The sequence below is a fragment of the Streptomyces sp. NPDC046261 genome, assembly GCF_040646235.1.
Taxonomy (GTDB): Bacteria; Actinomycetota; Actinomycetes; order Streptomycetales; family Streptomycetaceae; genus Streptomyces.
The window spans coordinates 100,644-115,875 of record NZ_JBEYZU010000007.1; the positions used below are offsets into that span (position 1 = coordinate 100,644).

The 15,232-nt window shown below is 73.2% G+C and carries 16 protein-coding genes and 1 pseudogene; 11 read left to right on the forward strand and 6 right to left on the reverse strand.

Features of this window, described 5'->3' with window-relative positions:
* Window positions 1–43: 43 nt before the first annotated feature.
* From ABZ956_RS15605 to ABZ956_RS15615, 3 genes are all read left to right on the forward strand, one after another.
* Window positions 44–358 carry a metalloregulator ArsR/SmtB family transcription factor gene (locus tag ABZ956_RS15605; RefSeq protein WP_361892726.1) on the forward strand — a complete coding sequence of 105 codons (315 nt, stop codon included), beginning with the start codon at window positions 44–46 and terminating at the stop codon, window positions 356–358.
* Window positions 355–1,482 carry an ACR3 family arsenite efflux transporter gene (gene arsB / locus ABZ956_RS15610; protein ID WP_361892728.1) on the forward strand — a complete coding sequence of 376 codons (1,128 nt, stop codon included), beginning with the start codon at window positions 355–357 and terminating at the stop codon, window positions 1,480–1,482. The genes ABZ956_RS15605 and arsB overlap by 4 nt, the downstream gene beginning before the upstream one ends.
* A 61-nt stretch (window positions 1,483–1,543) precedes the next feature.
* A complete protein-coding gene (locus ABZ956_RS15615) occupies window positions 1,544–2,599 on the forward strand; it encodes an ArsO family NAD(P)H-dependent flavin-containing monooxygenase (protein ID WP_361892731.1) in 1,056 nt (351 codons plus the stop codon).
* Here the strand turns inward: ABZ956_RS15615 and ABZ956_RS15620 are convergent.
* On the reverse strand, window positions 2,592–2,966 hold the full coding sequence (locus ABZ956_RS15620) for a metalloregulator ArsR/SmtB family transcription factor (RefSeq protein WP_361892734.1): 375 nt from the start codon (window positions 2,964–2,966) through the stop codon (window positions 2,592–2,594). The genes ABZ956_RS15615 and ABZ956_RS15620 overlap by 8 nt on opposite strands.
* Window positions 2,967–3,126: 160 nt before the next feature.
* On the opposite strand from ABZ956_RS15620, the gene ABZ956_RS15625 reads away from it, so the two are divergent.
* The gene (locus tag ABZ956_RS15625; protein ID WP_361892737.1) at window positions 3,127–4,347 is read left to right on the forward strand and encodes a hypothetical protein; all 1,221 of its coding nucleotides are present in this window, start codon (window positions 3,127–3,129) and stop codon (window positions 4,345–4,347) included.
* A 9-nt stretch (window positions 4,348–4,356) separates the two neighbouring features.
* On the opposite strand, the gene ABZ956_RS15630 is transcribed toward ABZ956_RS15625, so the two are convergent.
* Window positions 4,357–4,992 (reverse strand): hypothetical protein, encoded by a 636-nt coding sequence (locus ABZ956_RS15630; RefSeq protein ID WP_361892740.1) that lies wholly within the window; start codon window positions 4,990–4,992, stop codon window positions 4,357–4,359.
* 185 nt (window positions 4,993–5,177) lie between these two features.
* On the opposite strand from ABZ956_RS15630, the gene ABZ956_RS15635 reads away from it, so the two are divergent.
* Window positions 5,178–6,647: an FAD-dependent monooxygenase gene (locus ABZ956_RS15635; RefSeq protein ID WP_361893251.1), complete on the forward strand. Its 1,470-nt coding sequence runs from the start codon at window positions 5,178–5,180 to the stop codon at window positions 6,645–6,647.
* Between the two features lie 31 nt (window positions 6,648–6,678).
* On the opposite strand, the gene ABZ956_RS15640 is transcribed toward ABZ956_RS15635, so the two are convergent.
* The 3 genes from ABZ956_RS15640 to ABZ956_RS15650 all read right to left on the reverse strand — a co-directional run bounded on the left by ABZ956_RS15640 (window position 6,679) and on the right by ABZ956_RS15650 (window position 9,278).
* Window positions 6,679–7,545, reverse strand: a complete 867-nt coding sequence (locus ABZ956_RS15640; protein WP_361892742.1) for a hypothetical protein — start codon at window positions 7,543–7,545, stop codon at window positions 6,679–6,681.
* On the reverse strand, window positions 7,542–8,348 hold the full coding sequence (locus tag ABZ956_RS15645) for a MerR family transcriptional regulator (RefSeq protein ID WP_361892745.1): 807 nt from the start codon (window positions 8,346–8,348) through the stop codon (window positions 7,542–7,544). Before ABZ956_RS15645 ends, ABZ956_RS15640 begins: the two co-directional genes overlap by 4 nt.
* Window positions 8,349–8,414: 66 nt before the next feature.
* Window positions 8,415–9,278: a LysR substrate-binding domain-containing protein gene (locus ABZ956_RS15650; protein ID WP_361892748.1), complete on the reverse strand. Its 864-nt coding sequence runs from the start codon at window positions 9,276–9,278 to the stop codon at window positions 8,415–8,417.
* A 69-nt stretch (window positions 9,279–9,347) separates the two neighbouring features.
* Between ABZ956_RS15650 and ABZ956_RS15655 the strand changes: the two genes are divergently transcribed.
* On the forward strand, window positions 9,348–10,253 hold the full coding sequence (locus ABZ956_RS15655; RefSeq protein WP_361892750.1) for an EamA family transporter: 906 nt from the start codon (window positions 9,348–9,350) through the stop codon (window positions 10,251–10,253).
* Between the two features lie 180 nt (window positions 10,254–10,433).
* Here ABZ956_RS15655 and ABZ956_RS15660 read toward each other — a convergent pair.
* Window positions 10,434–11,042, reverse strand: a pseudogene (locus tag ABZ956_RS15660) (pentachlorophenol monooxygenase); the annotation flags it as partial.
* A gap of 298 nt (window positions 11,043–11,340) precedes the next feature.
* Here ABZ956_RS15660 and ABZ956_RS15665 point away from each other — a divergent pair.
* The 5 genes from ABZ956_RS15665 to ABZ956_RS15685 all read left to right on the forward strand — a co-directional run bounded on the left by ABZ956_RS15665 (window position 11,341) and on the right by ABZ956_RS15685 (window position 15,221).
* Window positions 11,341–11,541, forward strand: coding sequence for a hypothetical protein (locus tag ABZ956_RS15665; protein WP_361892752.1), 201 nt, complete (start codon window positions 11,341–11,343; stop codon window positions 11,539–11,541).
* A 130-nt stretch (window positions 11,542–11,671) separates the two neighbouring features.
* Window positions 11,672–12,379 (forward strand): MauE/DoxX family redox-associated membrane protein, encoded by a 708-nt coding sequence (locus tag ABZ956_RS15670; RefSeq protein WP_361893254.1) that lies wholly within the window; start codon window positions 11,672–11,674, stop codon window positions 12,377–12,379.
* Window positions 12,270–12,797, forward strand: a complete 528-nt coding sequence (locus ABZ956_RS15675; protein ID WP_361893257.1) for a hypothetical protein — start codon at window positions 12,270–12,272, stop codon at window positions 12,795–12,797. The genes ABZ956_RS15670 and ABZ956_RS15675 overlap by 110 nt, the downstream gene beginning before the upstream one ends.
* The gene (locus ABZ956_RS15680; protein WP_361892755.1) at window positions 12,794–14,659 is read left to right on the forward strand and encodes an ABC transporter ATP-binding protein; all 1,866 of its coding nucleotides are present in this window, start codon (window positions 12,794–12,796) and stop codon (window positions 14,657–14,659) included. The genes ABZ956_RS15675 and ABZ956_RS15680 overlap by 4 nt, the downstream gene beginning before the upstream one ends.
* 16 nt (window positions 14,660–14,675) lie before the next feature.
* Window positions 14,676–15,221, forward strand: coding sequence for a S26 family signal peptidase (locus ABZ956_RS15685; protein WP_361892758.1), 546 nt, complete (start codon window positions 14,676–14,678; stop codon window positions 15,219–15,221).
* The last annotated feature ends 11 nt before the right edge of the window (window positions 15,222–15,232 follow it).

The following is a 15,232-nucleotide window of genomic DNA, read 5'->3' on the forward strand; positions in this document are numbered from 1 at the left end:
CATCCACTGGTGTCAGTCACCACTGATGTGAGAGTATCAGTCCATGATGACGTCAGTCGACACTGATCTGATCCGGGTGCTCGCCGACCCGCTCAGGCTGAGGATCGTGACCTTGCTCGCCCACGAGACGCTCTGCACCACGCACCTGGTCGAGGAGACCGGCGCCAAGCAGACCAACCTCTCCAACCACCTGAAGGTGCTGCGCGAGGCCGGCGTCGTCGAGACCGAGCCGTGCGGTCGCTTCGTCTACTACAAGCTGCGCCCCGACGTCATCGAGGCCCTCGCGGGCACCTTCACGCAGCTGGCCGCCACCGCCCGCGCGACCGCCGACGCCGACAGGAAGAGGTCCTGCCCGTGACCCGCGCCCAAGCCCCCGCGACCGGGACCACCCGCGCGACCGCGACCGCGGAAGGGACATCGGTCGTCGCGAAGCTCTCCACGCTGGATCGTTTCCTCGCGGTCTGGATCCTCATCGCCATGGGGCTCGGCCTGGGCCTGGGCCGTCTGGTCCCCGGGCTGGACGACGCGCTGGCGAAAGTGGAGATCGGCGGGATCTCCCTGCCGATCGCCGTCGGCCTGCTGATCATGATGTATCCGGTGCTGGCGAAGGTCCGCTACGACAAGCTCGACGCGGTGACCGGCGACCGGAAGCTGATGATCTCGTCGCTGGTCATCAACTGGATCCTGGGCCCCGCCGTGATGTTCGCGCTGGCCTGGACCTTCCTGCCGGACCTGCCCGAGTACCGCACCGGCCTGATCATCGTCGGCCTCGCGCGCTGCATCGCGATGGTCATCATCTGGAACGACCTGGCCTGCGGCGACCGTGAGGCGGCCGCCGTCCTGGTGGCCCTCAACTCCGTCTTCCAGGTCATCGCCTTCGGCCTGCTGGGCTGGCTCTACCTCGACCTGCTCCCCGACTGGCTCGGCCTCGGCGACGGCGAACACCTCGACATCTCCCTGTGGAAGATCGCGCTCAACGTCGTCATCTTCCTGGGCGTCCCACTGCTGGCCGGCTTCCTCACCCGCCGCCTCGGCGAGAAGAAGATGGGCCGGCAGGGCTACGAGTCGACGTTCCTGCCGAAGATCGGTCCGTGGGCCCTGTACGGCCTGCTGTTCACGATCGTCATCCTCTTCGCCCTCCAGGGGAAGACCATCACCTCCCGGCCCGGCGACGTCGCCCGGATCGCGCTGCCGCTGCTCGCGTACTTCGCGATCATGTGGTTCGGCACGTTCGCTCTCGGCAAGGCCATCGGCCTGGCCTACGACCGCACCGCGACGCTGGCGTTCACAGCGGCGGGCAACAACTTCGAGCTGGCCATCGCGGTCGCCATCGCCACCTTCGGCGTCACCAGCGGCCAAGCGCTCTCCGGCGTCGTCGGTCCGCTGATCGAGGTGCCTGTGCTGGTCGGCCTGGTCTACGTCTCCCTCGCCTGGCGGCGGAAGTTCACCCGGCCCGCCGAGCTCGCCGAGGCCACCGGATGAACTGCCCCGGCACCGCTGTGGTGCCTCCCTGCTCGCCCGTAGGCGAACGGGCGGTGGCCCTGTGAACCGGCCGGTGGATGTGGTGGTGATCGGCGGCGGCCAGGCGGGGCTCGCCGCCGGCTACCACCTGCGCCGCCTGGGCATCGACTTCGTGCTCCTCGACGCACAGACCGGGCCGGGCGGCGCCTGGCGGCACGCCTGGGACTCGCTGCGCCTGTTCTCCCCCGCCGCGTACTCGTCGCTGCCCGGCCGCCTCATGCCCCCGCAGGCCGGCCGGCCCTCTCCTGATGCCGCCCACGTGACGGAGTACCTCTCCGCGTACGAGCGACGGTACGAGCTGCCCGTCGAGCGGCCCGTACGCGTCCGGGCCGTCCGCCGCGACGGCGAGCGCCTGCGCGTCGAGACGGACTCCGGCGTCCGGTCGGCGCGGGTGGTGGTGAGTGCGACCGGCACGTGGTGGCGGCCGTTCCTGCCCGCCGTCCCCGGCAGCGACGCCTTCCGGGGCCGCCGGCTCCACACCGCCGACTACCGCGGCCCGGCGGAATTCGCGGGTCAGCGGGTGGTCGTGGTGGGCGGCGGCAACTCCGGCGCGCAGATCGCCGCCGACCTCGCCGGCCACGCCGACCTGACGTGGGTGACCCGGCGGGAGCCCCGCTTCCTGCCCGACGGGATCGACGGCCGGGCCCTGTTCGACGCCGCCACCGCCCGCCGCCAGGCTCTCGACGCCGGCCTCCCGGACACCGGCGGCGTCGCCGGCCTGGGCGACATCGTCGCCGTCCCACCCGTACGGGCCGCCCGTGACCAGGGGCTGCTCAAGGCCCAGCCGATGTTCACCCGCCTGTCCGCGCACGGCCCCGTCTGGGCCGACGGCACCGGCGCGGACGCGGACGTCATCATCTGGTGCACCGGTTTCCGCCCCGCCCTCTCCCATCTCGCCCCGCTCGGACTGCGCGACCGGCACGGCCACATCCCCACCGCCGGTACGCGGGCGCTCGGCGAGCCACGACTGCATCTGCTCGGCTACGGCGACTGGACCGGCCCCGCGTCGGCCACGCTCATCGGCGTCGGCCGCCCCGCCCGGGACATGGCGAAGGAGATCGCGGCCCGGCTCAGCTGACGGCGGGGCCGCGGTCGAGCATGGCGGACATGGCCACGAGCACGGACGGCTCGATGCGGTAGTACACCCACGTCCCGCGCCTCTCGGAAGCCAGCAGTCCGGCGTCCTTGAGCTTCTTCAGGTGGTGGGACACCGTCGGCTGGGAGACGCCCACGTCCTGGATGTCGCACACGCATGCCTCGCCGTCCGGGTGGGAGGCGATCTTGGAGAACAGGCGCAGCCGCACCGGATCACCCAGGGCCTTGAACATCGCGGCCATTTTCACCGCGTCCGCCTCCGACAGCTCCGCCGACGTCAGCGGCGGGCAGCACGGCACCACCGCCTCCGGTTCCAGGACCGGCAGCTCCACACCACTGAGATTCGACATGTATCTATGTTGACATTCGTCGATGCGAGTGGGCAAGCCCGCTCGCGCGCACCGGCACGATCGCCGTCCGGCCGTCGAAGACCAGGGCCCGCCGGTCGAGGCGTCGGCCTAGCCTGGGAGGGGCGGGGTTCGGCCGGGCCGGGTGTGGGGCGGGGTGTGGATGACGCGAGTGGTGGTCCTGGGCGAGTTCCGGGTGGACAGGCTGGTCGCACCACTGCGGCGAGGCGGGGCTGATGTCGTCGTGCTGACGTCCGTGGAGCTGGAGTCGTTCCTGGGGCCTGATGTGGAGTGCGGTGTGCTGCCCTCCGCGCTGAATGAGCGGGCTGTGGTGCGGTTGCTCGGCGAGTACGGCGCGGACATCGCCGTGCCCAACCTCGGGTGCCCCGGTCAGGAACAGTTCCTTCCGGTCTACGCGCGCGCCGCGGCCTGTCTGCGGGCCGCGGGGCGGCGCATGCCCGTGCACTCGGCAGGCTTCGCCGGGCTGGCCAGCGACAAGGTGGCCTTTCACGAGGTCGCCCGGCGGCGGGGCTGGCCCGTGCCCCGCGCGGTGGTGTGTGCGGCGGCGGGGGCCGTGCGGGAGGCGGTCCGTGCGCTGGGGTTTCCCGTGCTGGTCAAGGAGGCCCGTAGTGAGTTTCACGCCGGGCGCCACTATGTGCGGGACGCCGTTCACCTCGGCCGGGTGTGCGGCGAGGTGAGCTGTCCGGTGCTGGTCCAGCAGGCGGTGGAGGGAGAGGAGTTCGCTGTCGAGTTCCTCTCAGGGGCCTCGCGCACCGTCGCCTGGCCGGTGGCCTCCCTGGGCCGGCTCGACAGCGACTGCGCCCCGGGCCGGCGGGTCAGGGTCGCGCCCGCCGCACTGCCCACCCGGGCGCGAGCGGAACTGACCGCCGCGGTCACGGACATGGTGGAGACCTTCCGCCCTTGGGGGCCGTGGCAAATGGACTTCGCCGTCACCGATGACGGCCGGCTCCAGGTGATCGAGCTGAACGGCCGGCTGGGCGGTGTGTCGAACATGAGCTGGGCCGGTACGGGCCTCGACCCGCATGCGGCACATGGGGCGGCCGTGCTCGGCCGTACGCCCACAAGTCCGCGGGCCGGACGGGTCGCGCTCGAACTGCCGGTGCCCAACGGTGTGGTGCTGCCGCCCGCACCGGCCGGGACCGGGCTGACGCACTTTCCCGGGAACCCGGCCAACCGCGGCCCTTTCATCGGCGGGTATCACCGAGCGGTCCTCGGTGTCCCGGCCGCACGAGCGACGGCGGTGCGTACCTGGCTGGCCGCCCTACCGGCGGAGGCGCTGCTGAACAGCCCGCGCGAGGCGGCCGCGCAACTCGCGCGCGGCACCCACGCCCTGGAACAGGGCGGTGTGCCGGTCATCTCCTGAGCGCGGCGGTCATGCGAGGAGGTTGGTGATGAGTTTGCGCACCCTGCCCTGGATGACCGGCAGGACGCCGTGGACGAGCTGGGTGCCGTAGACGACGGTGGTTCCGGGTGGCGGGCTACAGGTCCAGCGGGTGTGCGGGATCTCGTCGAGATTCACCGGTCCGGTGCGGGCGGTGATCTCGTGGACGAAGCGGGTGCCGGGCGCGTAGTCGCTGCCGGCAGTCGCGGTGACGTCGCTCCACACGGCGTCGGCGGAACAGGTGTCGAGGTAGAACTCGCCGCCGCTGTCGGCGTCCTGGAGATTGAAGGCGACCCGGGCGATCCTCTGGGGGCGGGCCCGCGGGTCGCCCACGCCGTGGACGTGCGGGCGAATCTTGTCGCCGGGCTTGAGGTCGTGGTAGAGCCATGGATCGGTGGCCGTGGCGGAGGGGAAGGCCCGGCGGAGCGCCGGCAGCGCCCGCCGCATCGCACCGTCCAGGATCGCCTGGGCGGGCCCGGGCGGCGTGATGCCCTCACTGGGGCGCGCGGGGACCCAGCCGGTGGCGGCAAGGTGTTCGTCCAGGATGGTGGTGAGCCGGGTGGTCTCCTCGCCGGTGAGGAAGTCCTCCATGGTCTGCACGGCCAGGGTCTCGGTCATGTGGATCACGAACGGACTCCTCTCGCGGCACCCAAGGGTCGTCCGCCCCATCCCAGTACGGAGCCGTCCCGCTGCCAAGTTCTCTTCCCGGCCAACCGCCGCCCCGGACGGCGGACGGGGCAGCCTTGACGGCGCACCCGCCCACGTCAAAAGGTGACGGTGTGACGTCCTTGGGCACCGGCACGGGTATCGACATGGACAGCGAGGTCCTCGTGGTCGGTGCGGGGCCGGCCGGGCTGTTGCTCGCCTGCGAGCTGGCCCTGGCCGGCGTGCGGACGCGGCTGATCGAAAAGCGCCCCGAGCCCCACCGCGCGTCACGGGCGCTGAACCTGCACCCCCGCAGCATCGAGCTGATGGACATGCGGGGCCTGGCCGGCCGGTTCCTCGCCGCCGGCCGGACCGTACCCGGCTGGCAGTTCACGGCGAGCCTCAAACAGCCGCTGGACTTCACCGCGCTCGACACCCGGCACCCCTATGCCCTGCTGATAGCCCAGTCCCGCACCGAGGCCCTGCTCGCCGAACGCGCCCGGGAACTGGGAGTGCCGGTCCATCGCGGGTACGAAGCCGTCGCCCTCCGGCAGAAGGAGGACGGCGTCGAGGTGGACGTGCGCGGCCCCGGCGGGACGGTCACCGCCCGGGCCCGTTATGTGGTCGGCTGCGACGGCGGGCGCAGTTTCGTACGGCAGGCGGTGGGCATCGGGTTCCCGGGTACGGCGGAGTCGATGACCGCGGTGGTGGGCGACTTCGCGGTCGCCGATCACGCGGACATTGCCCGGGCCCGCCGGCACGGCGTGCTCGTCGCCCGTCTGGAGGCCGGCCTGACCCGGTTCGTGGTCATGGATCCGGACCGGATCCGGGTGCCGTCCACCGAGCCGGTGACCTTGGAGGAGTTCCGTACCTCGCTGAGGCGGGTCTGCGGGACGGACTGCGGGATCGACGAGCCCCGGTGGCTGTCGCGGTTCGGCAACGCCACCCGCCTCGCCGAGAGCTACCGCCGTGGCCGCGTCCTGCTGGCCGGCGACGCCGCGCACATCCACTTCCCCGTCGGGGCCCAGGGCCTGAACACCGGGTTGCAGGACGCGATGAACCTCGGGTGGAAGCTCGCGGCCCAGGTCCACGGATGGGCGCCGCCCACGCTTCTGGACACCTACCACGCCGAGCGTCACGCCGTGGGCCACGCTGTCACCACCGCCACCCAGGCCCAGACGTTACTGGTGGAGCTGCCCCTCACCCGGCGCTACGGGCGCCCCGCGGGCATCCTGTGCGAGCTGCTCGACACGCTCCTGGGCATGGAGGAAGTCAACCTCCACCTGGCCAACCGGATCTCGGCGCTCGACACCGTCTATCCACCCCCCGCCGCCGCCCGCGCCGATCCGCTCACCGGCCGGCGCATGCCGGACATCGGCCTCGTCACCACCACGGCGGAGCCCACCCGTGTGTACGAGCTCCTGCACGACGGCCACTTCGTCCTGCTGCGCCTGGACGGCGACGACGATTCCCGCAGGCGGGCAGCGGACGGCGCGGGCCGGCCCGGCCACATCCGCACGTTCACCGCTCGCCCGCAGGGCGCCCGTCCCGATCTCGAGGGGGTGAAGGACGTCCTCATCCGCCCCGACGGTCACATCGCAGGGGCCAGCCGGGCCGTGACCCGGCCCTCCGTATGAGCCGGTACAGGGCGCCGCGGTCATGGGCCGATCACGCACGGGACCGCTGACCACGGACCGTCCGGGCACGAAGCGCGGCGACGGCGGACGCCGGGTCCTGCGCGTAGTAGCGGAAGGTGCGGGCTTTTGCTGTCTTGCCCAGTGGCCGGACGAACGTGATCGGTTCCGTCAGCTCCACGGTGACCGTCGTCTGGCCGGCCACGGCGAGGTCCGCGCCCCCGTGTGCGTCCACTGCGGCCGGCCTGCCCTCGGGGAAGCGGCGCTCCACGCGGGCGGAGGCGATGTGCCGGGCGGGGATGCGGATGTCGAGCAGCGCCCCGTAGCGCAGCCGCAGCGAGCCGTCGGCGCCGACGACGTGCGGGCGTACGACGCAGGAGGCGTGCAGGGCGATGATGAAGTACACGCCCCAGACGTCCAGGACGAGGGTGAGCGTGTGCAGCACCGGCCAGGGGATGAGGTAGGCGAGCGCCACCGTTTCCACGACGGAGACGAAGAGGAAGCCGTACATGACCGCTGTCTGTCCCGAGGCGTACGGCACCGCCGCGTCGCCCTCGCGTACGCCGTGCGGCCCGCGGCGGGTGGTCCAGCGCACAAAGCTGGTGGTGAGGCTGATCTCGTGGGCGGCGAGCTTGCGCACGGGCGCGGGGACCGTGTCCGCGACGGCGGCGAGGAGGGCCGGGCGCCGGGGCAGGCCGTCGAGCCGGTGCCGGTGGTAGTCCAGGGCCAGCAGCGTTGTCGCGGCCACCATGACGGTGAGCACCGCCAGTTCCAGAGCGGTGCGCGCTGCGGGGGTGACGCGTATGCCGGATGCCAGGCAGAGCATCAGCACCAGCTCGCCGGGGGCCAGCACGGCGAGCGACCACCGCACGGCCGTGCGCAGCGGGCGTGGCGTGGTCATCGGTCGCGCTCCCGCAGCAGTTGGACGGCGCGGCGGATCGCGGCTGCCTGTGCGGGTGCGAAGTCCGCGAAGAACGCCTCGGCGAAACCGCTGTCCGCCTTGTGTGCCTCCTGGCCGTCGGGGAGTGGCAGTCCCATCGCCCGCAGTGCCTCGTCGGGGACGCTGTCGGCAATGGCATGCGCCGTTCGCTCCACCCGGGGGTCGTTCTCGGGCGCCCCGGCGAGCTCATCGAGCTGGGCGTAGACCGCGTACGCCCGCACGATCGCCTGCGGGTCGGAGCTCAGCGCGTGCATGAGCCCGTCGAGCCAGCCGCGGTCGCCGCCCGGGGAGCTGGTCTCCAGCAGGGCCATCAGTTCCCGCTCTTTGGCCGCCATCTCGGGTTCCGGTCCGCCGAGGTGGGCGGAGGCGCGGGCCATGTCGTCGAACAGGGCGGTGAGCTGGGGGGAGACCGGCGCCTCGGCGGGCAGGGTGCCGTTTTCCTCCGTCTGCCGCAGCAGCTGTGCCAGACGAGCGCGGCGCCGGCGGATGGACTCCTCCTGGCGTGCCAGGTCCGCGTCGAGCTCGGCGAGGACCTCGGCCAGTTCCTTGTCGGCGTCGCCGGCCACGACGTCACGGACCTCGTCGAGGCTCAGGCCCAGTTCCGTGAGGCGGCGGATGCGGGCGAGTTCGACGGCGTCGCGCAGAGAGTACTCGCGGTAGCCGTTCGGCTGGCGCGGGGGCTCGGGCAGCAGCCCGATGCGGTGGTAGTGCCGGACGGCACGTGCGGTGATGCCGGCGATGCCGGCGAGCTCTCCGATCCTCATGGCACCAGTAGAAACGTTGTCGCTGCGACAAGGTCAAGGAGAGCCTCTGCCGCAGCGCCAGTCGGTTCAGCCCTTTCCTGCCGCGAGGACCTCGTGTGCGAGTGCCAGCAGGTCCGGTAGGGCCGGGTGTCCCAGGCCCTCGCGCCAGGCGAGGACGACGGGGACGGGCGGCGCGTCCGCGAGCGGGCGGTAGACCAGCGCGGGGTGCGTGTGGTTGCTCGGGGTGGCCGAGGTGGAGATTCCCACGGCGCGGCCCGCGGCGATGGCGATGAGCCATTCGTCGGTATTGGTCACGTCGACGGTCGCGACGGGTCGGGCCGTCGGCGGCCACAGGTCCATCGTCGTGGTGCCGGAGACGGTGTTGAGGGCGATCCGGTGGGCGGCGACGTCCGCGAGGGTGACCCGTGGGAGAGCCGCCAGGGGGCTGTCGGCCGGCATGACCACCACCCGTTCCTCCGACAACAGCAGCTGCGTGCGGAGTCCCGGCGAGGTGACCGCGCCGCGCAGCAGGGCCGCGTCGACCTTGCCCTGTGTGAGGCCGGCCGTGCGGTCGTCGACGCGGAGCAGCTCCAGCGGGATGCCGGGGCGTGTCTCGTCCCAGCGGCGCAGCAACGGGATGGTGTGGTCGCCGAGCGCCGCCCAGGTGTGGCCCAGGCGGAGGGGCCAGCTCTTCAGTCCCCCGGGGTCGAGGGCGGTCTCGACGGCGGCGAGGGCGGCGCGGGCTTTGTCGCGGAAGGTGTGGCCCTCGGCGGTCAGTTCGAGGTGGTGGGTGGAGCGGTCGACGAGGCGGGCGGCCAGGTGGTCCTCGAGTTGGCGCAGGGTGCGGGAGAGCGCGGGCTGGCTGAGGTGGAGGCGGGCGGCGGCGCGGGTGACGTTGCCCTCGTCCGCGATGGCGAGGAAGGCACGCAGGTGCCGCAGCTCGATGGTCATGCGCCGGAAGCATAACCGTGGCGGACTCGGCATTTCACACGGCGTGGCTGGATTCCTACCGTGAAGGGCATGACATCCACGGTGCGCAACTCATCCGCGACGACGGTCGCCTCGCCTGTTCTCCTTCGTCACGCCGCGGGGCGCGGCACCCTCAGCGGCGTCGGCCTGGTGCTGGCCGGGACGGTGTCCGTCCAGTTCGGCTCGGCCTTCGCCGCGCTGCTGTTCCCCCGGGCCGGGGCGCTGGGCACGGTCGCGCTGCGGGTGACGTTCGCGGCGTTGCTGCTGCTGGTCGTCAGCCGGCCCCGGCTGCGTGGGTACGCGCGCGCCGACTGGGCAGTGGTCGGCGGGTTCGGCCTGGCTCTCGGCGGCATGAACCTCCTCTTCTATCAGGCGATCGACCGCATCCCGCTGGGAGCGGCGGTCACGCTCGAGGTCCTCGGGCCGCTGCTGCTGTCGGTCGTCGCCTCGCGCCGCGCCGCCAGCCTGCTGTGGGCCACCCTGGCGCTGGCCGGCGTCTGTCTGCTGGGCCGCGGCGGCTTCGGCCAGCTCAACGTCGCGGGCGTGGCCTTCGCGCTGGGTGCCGGGGTGATGTGGGCGGCATACATCGTGCTCAACGCCCGCGCGGGCGCCCGCTTCCCCCGGCTGGACGGTCTGGCCATCGCGATGGCCGTCGCCGCGCTGGTCAGCCTGCCGCTGGGCATCGGGTCCTCGGGCGGCACGCTGCTGGAACCGGGGGTGCTCGCTCTGGGCCTGGCGATCGCGGTGATGAGCTCGGGGGTGCCCTACACCCTGGAACTCCTCGCGCTGCGACGGCTGCCGGCGGCGACGTTCGCGGTGCTGACGAGCCTGGCGCCGGCCGTCGCCGCGTCGGCGGGCTATCTGGTGCTGGATCAGGGACTGTCGCTGCCGCAATGCGCCGCGATCGCGCTGGTGGTCGCGGCGAGCGCGGGCGCGGTACGTACCGGCAGGCGCTGAGCCGCGGCGTGAGCGCGACGTAGGCCACGTACGGAGCGGCGGGCCGCGCTCATCGGTGCGGGTCTTTGCCGCCGGAGGAAGCTGACTCGCTGCGGTGGGCGACGTGGCCGGGGCGGCTCCGGCCGTGGCGGGGGTTCCGGGCGGCCGGGGCGTGATCGTGCGCCTGGGTGGACGTGGTGGTCACACCGGCGTGGACAGGGCCGCGACGTAGTCGGACAGGGCGGGGGCGGTGCCGGCTAGGGGGAAGCGGGCTCCGAGGTGGCCGTCCGGGCGGACGGCGAAGCCGGTCGAGCCGTGGGGGCGGTAGAGCCGGGCGAACTCCCCGCCGGCGTCGCGGTATCCGGGGACGGCCAGGGTGCCGGGGATGGTCGGTGCGGCTTCGCGGGCGAGGACGGCGACGGTCTGCAGGCCGATGCCGGGGTCCGGGCGGTCGGGGGTGCCCGGGCTGCCGTCGGCCATCAGCGGCAACCCGGCGGCCACGGCCGCCGCGACGGCCTCGGCCAGGCCGGCGGCGTCGTCCGCCTACAGGAGCAGCACGTGCCCGGTGCGGCCGCGCAGGATGTCGAGCAGGCGCAGCGGGTAGGCGGCCACGGGCGCGGTCAGTCCGGCGCAGTCCGGGGCCCGGTCGCCGGGCTGGGGGGCGTCGGCCGGCCCGTACGGGCTGCCGGCGAGCGGGCCGTCCCGGTAGCCGACGAGCAGTTGGGCCTCGCGGAGGAGCAGGGTTCGGGGGTCGTCGGGGTCGGCGTCGATGCCCTGGGTGGCGTGCCGGACGGTCCGGCCGACGACCTCACGGGTGCCTCCCAGTGCCTGGCTCCACGGACCGGTCCCGTACCTCCATGGTCGCCTGGCGGCGGGCGGGCGGCGAGCCGGGGCGCGGCAGGCGCCCGGACAGTGTCTGGGACAGGGCCGGACACCGGCTCCGACCAGGCCGGACAGTGGCGGGGCTGTCCGGGACGGCCCCGGCTGTTGCGGCGCCCGTACCCCCGCCAGCAGGTTGGTGCCGCGGCCCGCCGGGGCCGTGCACAGCGCTCTTCCGTTCCCGTCGCGTCGGCCATCGGCGACGTGGCATCAGCAGAAGGAGTCACACATGACCAAGGTCGTGCGGGCAATCACCGATCGTCTGGTCGAGCGGCTGGTACCCGGGGCGACGGCTCACGCGGTCCGGTGCTGGAAGGCCGGCTCGAAGTGCGTCAACGGCCGCTGCTCGAACAAGAACAAGTACACCCAGTACAGGATGAACTGCGATGACGGCAGCTACTACTACGCGTTCGGCCGCTGCGGCTGTTGACGAGCTGGTTGATGGGCTCAGGGGCGTCGGTGGTCTCCCCGTCGCGGCGGATCCACCGGCGTCCCTCGTCCTCGTACTCGTACTCCACCGGCACGACGGGAGGGTGTTCCCCGACATGGAGCTGGCCGCGATGTCCTGCCGAGCCCTGCTCGTGGTCGTCTTCACGGTCGCGGTGGTGAGCAAGCTCCGTAGTGCGCAGGCTTTTGGAGCGTTCGTGCGCTCCGTCCAGGGGTTCGCCGCGCTGTCCCGGCGCCGGGGACGCGCCGTGGCCGGCCTGGTGGCCGGGGCGGAGGCGGCCGGGGTCGTCCTGCTGTTACTTCCGGGGCCGGTGGCGATCGTGGGGTTCGCGCTGGCGGGGTGCCTGGTCGGGGCGTTCGCGCTGGCGATCGGGGCGTCGCTGCGGCGCGGAGTGCGGGTGCCGTGCCGGTGTTTCGGGGCCTCCACGAGCAGCACGGGCCCCCTCCATCTCGTCCGCAACGGCTTCCTGGTCGCCGTGGCGGTGACCGGCGCCGTCGGGACGTTCCACGGCCTGCCGGAAGCACCGGGCGGCCTGGCGGTGGCCGTCGGCACCGGTCTCGTCCTGGGCGTCGTGGTGACCGTCCTCGACGACATCTCCGGGGCGCTGCGCGACTCCTTCCCGGTCCCGGTGCCCGTCTCCTTCCCGTCTCCTTCCCCGTCGTCGTACGGAAAGGGCAGAGGTGATCATGCCGTATCTCATCGCGGCCGTCGTGCTCGTCGGCGCGCTGTGTCTGCTGGACCTCCTGCTGACCGTGGGGCTGATCAGGAGGCTGCGCGCGCAGCCGGCCCCGCGCACGGCGGCGGACCGGTTCGCCGATGACGGGATGCTGCCTCCGGGCGCTCTCGTCGGCGCCTTCGAGACCCGGACCGTCGACGGCCGGCCCCTGCACAGCCGCGATCTCGGCACGGGCACCGTCGTGGTGTTCCTCTCCCCCGGTTGTCCCCCGTGCCACGAACAGTTGCCGCGGGTGGCGGCGGCGCTGGGGGCCGCTCCCGCGCGGCGGGCCGTCGCCGTCGTCGCGGGCGGGGCCGACGGGGACGCGGAGACCGAGCAGATGCTCAAGGAGCTGGGGCCGGTCGCCAGGGTCGTACACGAGAGCGGCACGGGACCGGTGACCGAGGCGTTCGCGGTCCGCGGCTTCCCCGCCATGTGCCGGGTCCGTGCCGCCGGTGACGAACTCGTGGTGGAGGCGGTGGGCGAGCACGTCCTGCCGGCCCCCCTACCCGCCGCCTCATGAGGACGGCGGAGGCGTCGTCGCCGGGGCCGCGGCGGCTGACGGAGGTCTTCCGTGCGGCGACCGGGCTCGCCTTGAAGGCGGCGCCCCGGCATCTGGCGGCGCTCACGCTCCTGACCGCCCTCGGCGCGATGCTGCCCGTCGCCGCCGCGTGGACGGTGCGGGCCGTCCTGGACCGGCTGGCCGCCGGCGGCGGGCTCGGCGCGCTCCTCGTACCGGCCGGGCTGCTCGCCGCGGCGGGGGTCGCGGCCGCCGCGGTGCCGCACGTCGTGCAGTACGTCCAGGCCCAGACGCAGCGCGCGGCCGGGCTGCGCGCCCAGGACGCGCTCTACCGGGCCGTGGACGGCCTGACCGGCCTCGGCAAGTTCGAGGACCCGCGGTTCCTCGACCGGCTGCGACTGGCCCAGCAGGCCGGGGGCATGACGCCGACCCAGGCGGTCAACAGCGCGCTGGGGGTCCTGCACGGGACACTCACCGTCGCCGGGTTCCTCGGCTCGCTGATCGTGCTGAGCCCCCTCCTGGCCGCCGCCGTGCTGCTGTCCGGTGTGCCGGTACTGCTCGGTGAACTGGCGTTGAGCCGCCGGCGGGCGGCGATGCTCTGGGACATCGGCCCCGCGGAACGCCGGGAGCTGTTCTACCTCCAGCTGCTGACCAGCACGCAGGCCGCGAAGGAGATCCGGCTGTTCGGCATCGGCGGCTTCCTGCGCGGGCGGATGCTCACCGAACGCCGCAAGGCCGACGCGGCCAAGCAGGCGGTGGACCGCCGGGAGCTGGCGATCCAGCTCGGCCTCGGCGTGCTCGCGGCGGTCGTCGCCGGCCTGGGCCTGTTGTGGGCGGTCCGGGCCGCGGAGCAGGGCCGTATCAGCATCGGCGGCGTCTCCCTCCTGGTGGCCGCGCTGCCCGCCGTGCAGACGGCGCTCGCCGGTCTGGCCAACGAGATCGCGGGCGGGCACCAGGCGCTCCTGCTCTTCGACCACTACGTCGCGATCCGCGACACCAAGGACGATCTGCCGGTCAGCGCCCGCCCCCGTCCGGTGCCGCGCCTCCGGGAGGGCATCGCGCTGCGGGACGTCTGGTTCCGCTACAGCCCCGAACACCCCTGGGTGCTGCGCGGGGTGAACCTCACGATTCCCGCGGGCAGCTCCGTCGGCCTGGTGGGGCTCAACGGCGCGGGGAAGACGACGCTGGTCAAGCTCCTGTGCCGCCTGTACGACCCGGCCCGCGGCCGGATCCTGTGGGACGGGACCGACCTGCGTGCGTTCCATCCCGCCGAGGTGCGCAGGCGCATCGGGGTCACCTTCCAGGACTACATGGAGTACGACCTCACCGCCGGCGAGAACATCGGGCTCGGCGACCTCGAGCGGCTGACGGATCAGGACCGCATCGAACACGCCGCGCGCCTGTCCGGGATGGCCGACTCCCTGGCCCGCCTGCCCGACGGCTACCGCACGATGCTGAGCCGGACCTTCTTCTCCGAGGAGGACAAGGACGACCCCGGCACCGGCGTCGTCCTGTCCGGTGGGCAGTGGCAACGCCTCGCCCTGGCCCGGTCGTTCCTCCGCGACCGCGCCGATCTCCTCATCCTCGACGAGCCGAGCTCCGGGCTCGACGCGGAGGCGGAACACGAGATCCATCTGCGCCTGCGCGACCACCGGGCCGGCCGCACCAGTGTGCTGATCTCGCACCGGCTCGGCGCGCTCCGGGACGCCGATCTCCTCGTGGTGCTGGAGGACGGCCGGATCACCGAACAGGGCACTCACGACGGGCTCATGCGGGCCGGCGGGGCCTACGCCCGGCTGTTCACGACGCAGGCGCGCGGCTACCGGCCCGGAGCCGCGGTGGCCTCCGCCGGCCGGGACACCTGAGGAGGTGCGTGCACCCATGCGGTCAACCGACCGTTGGCTGTTCCCGTTCGCCGTCGTCATGGTCGGGACGCCCCTGCTGGGCGTACTCCTGCTACGGCGCCGCTTCGCCGTGATCACCGTCGCCGGTGCCAGCATGGAACCGGCCTGTCGCCACGGCGACCGGCTGCTGGTCCGCCGGCTCGGCCGAGGCGGGGACACCGGCGTCCAGAGGGGCGAGATCGTCGTCGCGACGTGGCGACCGCCCTCCGGTGCCCCGGCAGGCGAAACGGCACGAGTGACAGCAGGCGTGACGGCAGGCGAGACGGCAGGCGTACCGGCAGGTGTGTCGATCGGTGCGCGTCACCACCGGATGATCAAGCGCGTCGTGGCAGGCCCCGGGGACCCGGTGCCCGCAGGTCTGGGTCCCGCCCTGGCCGCCGAGGCCCGCAAGCCCGTACCGCGGGACCGGTTCGTGGTCCTGGGCGACAACAGCGCTCACAGCCACGACTCCCGCCACACCGGCTACGTCGAACGCGGCGACATCCTCGGCGTGGTGATCCGCAGGCTCGAACCCCGCCGGTGAGGCGGGCCGAC

Coding starts and splice junctions, on each gene's coding strand:
- ABZ956_RS15670 (WP_361893254.1), top strand. CDS start 11,672: ATGTCCTGCCGAGCCCTGCTCGTGGTCGTCTTCACGGTCGCGGTGGTG.
- ABZ956_RS15640 (WP_361892742.1), bottom strand. CDS start 7,545: ATGACCACGCCACGCCCGCTGCGCACGGCCGTGCGGTGGTCGCTCGCC.
- ABZ956_RS15645 (WP_361892745.1), bottom strand. CDS start 8,348: ATGAGGATCGGAGAGCTCGCCGGCATCGCCGGCATCACCGCACGTGCC.
- ABZ956_RS15620 (WP_361892734.1), bottom strand. CDS start 2,966: ATGTCGAATCTCAGTGGTGTGGAGCTGCCGGTCCTGGAACCGGAGGCG.
- ABZ956_RS15665 (WP_361892752.1), top strand. CDS start 11,341: ATGACCAAGGTCGTGCGGGCAATCACCGATCGTCTGGTCGAGCGGCTG.
- ABZ956_RS15650 (WP_361892748.1), bottom strand. CDS start 9,278: ATGACCATCGAGCTGCGGCACCTGCGTGCCTTCCTCGCCATCGCGGAC.
- ABZ956_RS15685 (WP_361892758.1), top strand. CDS start 14,676: ATGCGGTCAACCGACCGTTGGCTGTTCCCGTTCGCCGTCGTCATGGTC.
- ABZ956_RS15635 (WP_361893251.1), top strand. CDS start 5,178: ATGGACAGCGAGGTCCTCGTGGTCGGTGCGGGGCCGGCCGGGCTGTTG.
- ABZ956_RS15680 (WP_361892755.1), top strand. CDS start 12,794: ATGAGGACGGCGGAGGCGTCGTCGCCGGGGCCGCGGCGGCTGACGGAG.
- ABZ956_RS15625 (WP_361892737.1), top strand. CDS start 3,127: ATGACGCGAGTGGTGGTCCTGGGCGAGTTCCGGGTGGACAGGCTGGTC.
- ABZ956_RS15655 (WP_361892750.1), top strand. CDS start 9,348: ATGACATCCACGGTGCGCAACTCATCCGCGACGACGGTCGCCTCGCCT.
- ABZ956_RS15605 (WP_361892726.1), top strand. CDS start 44: ATGATGACGTCAGTCGACACTGATCTGATCCGGGTGCTCGCCGACCCG.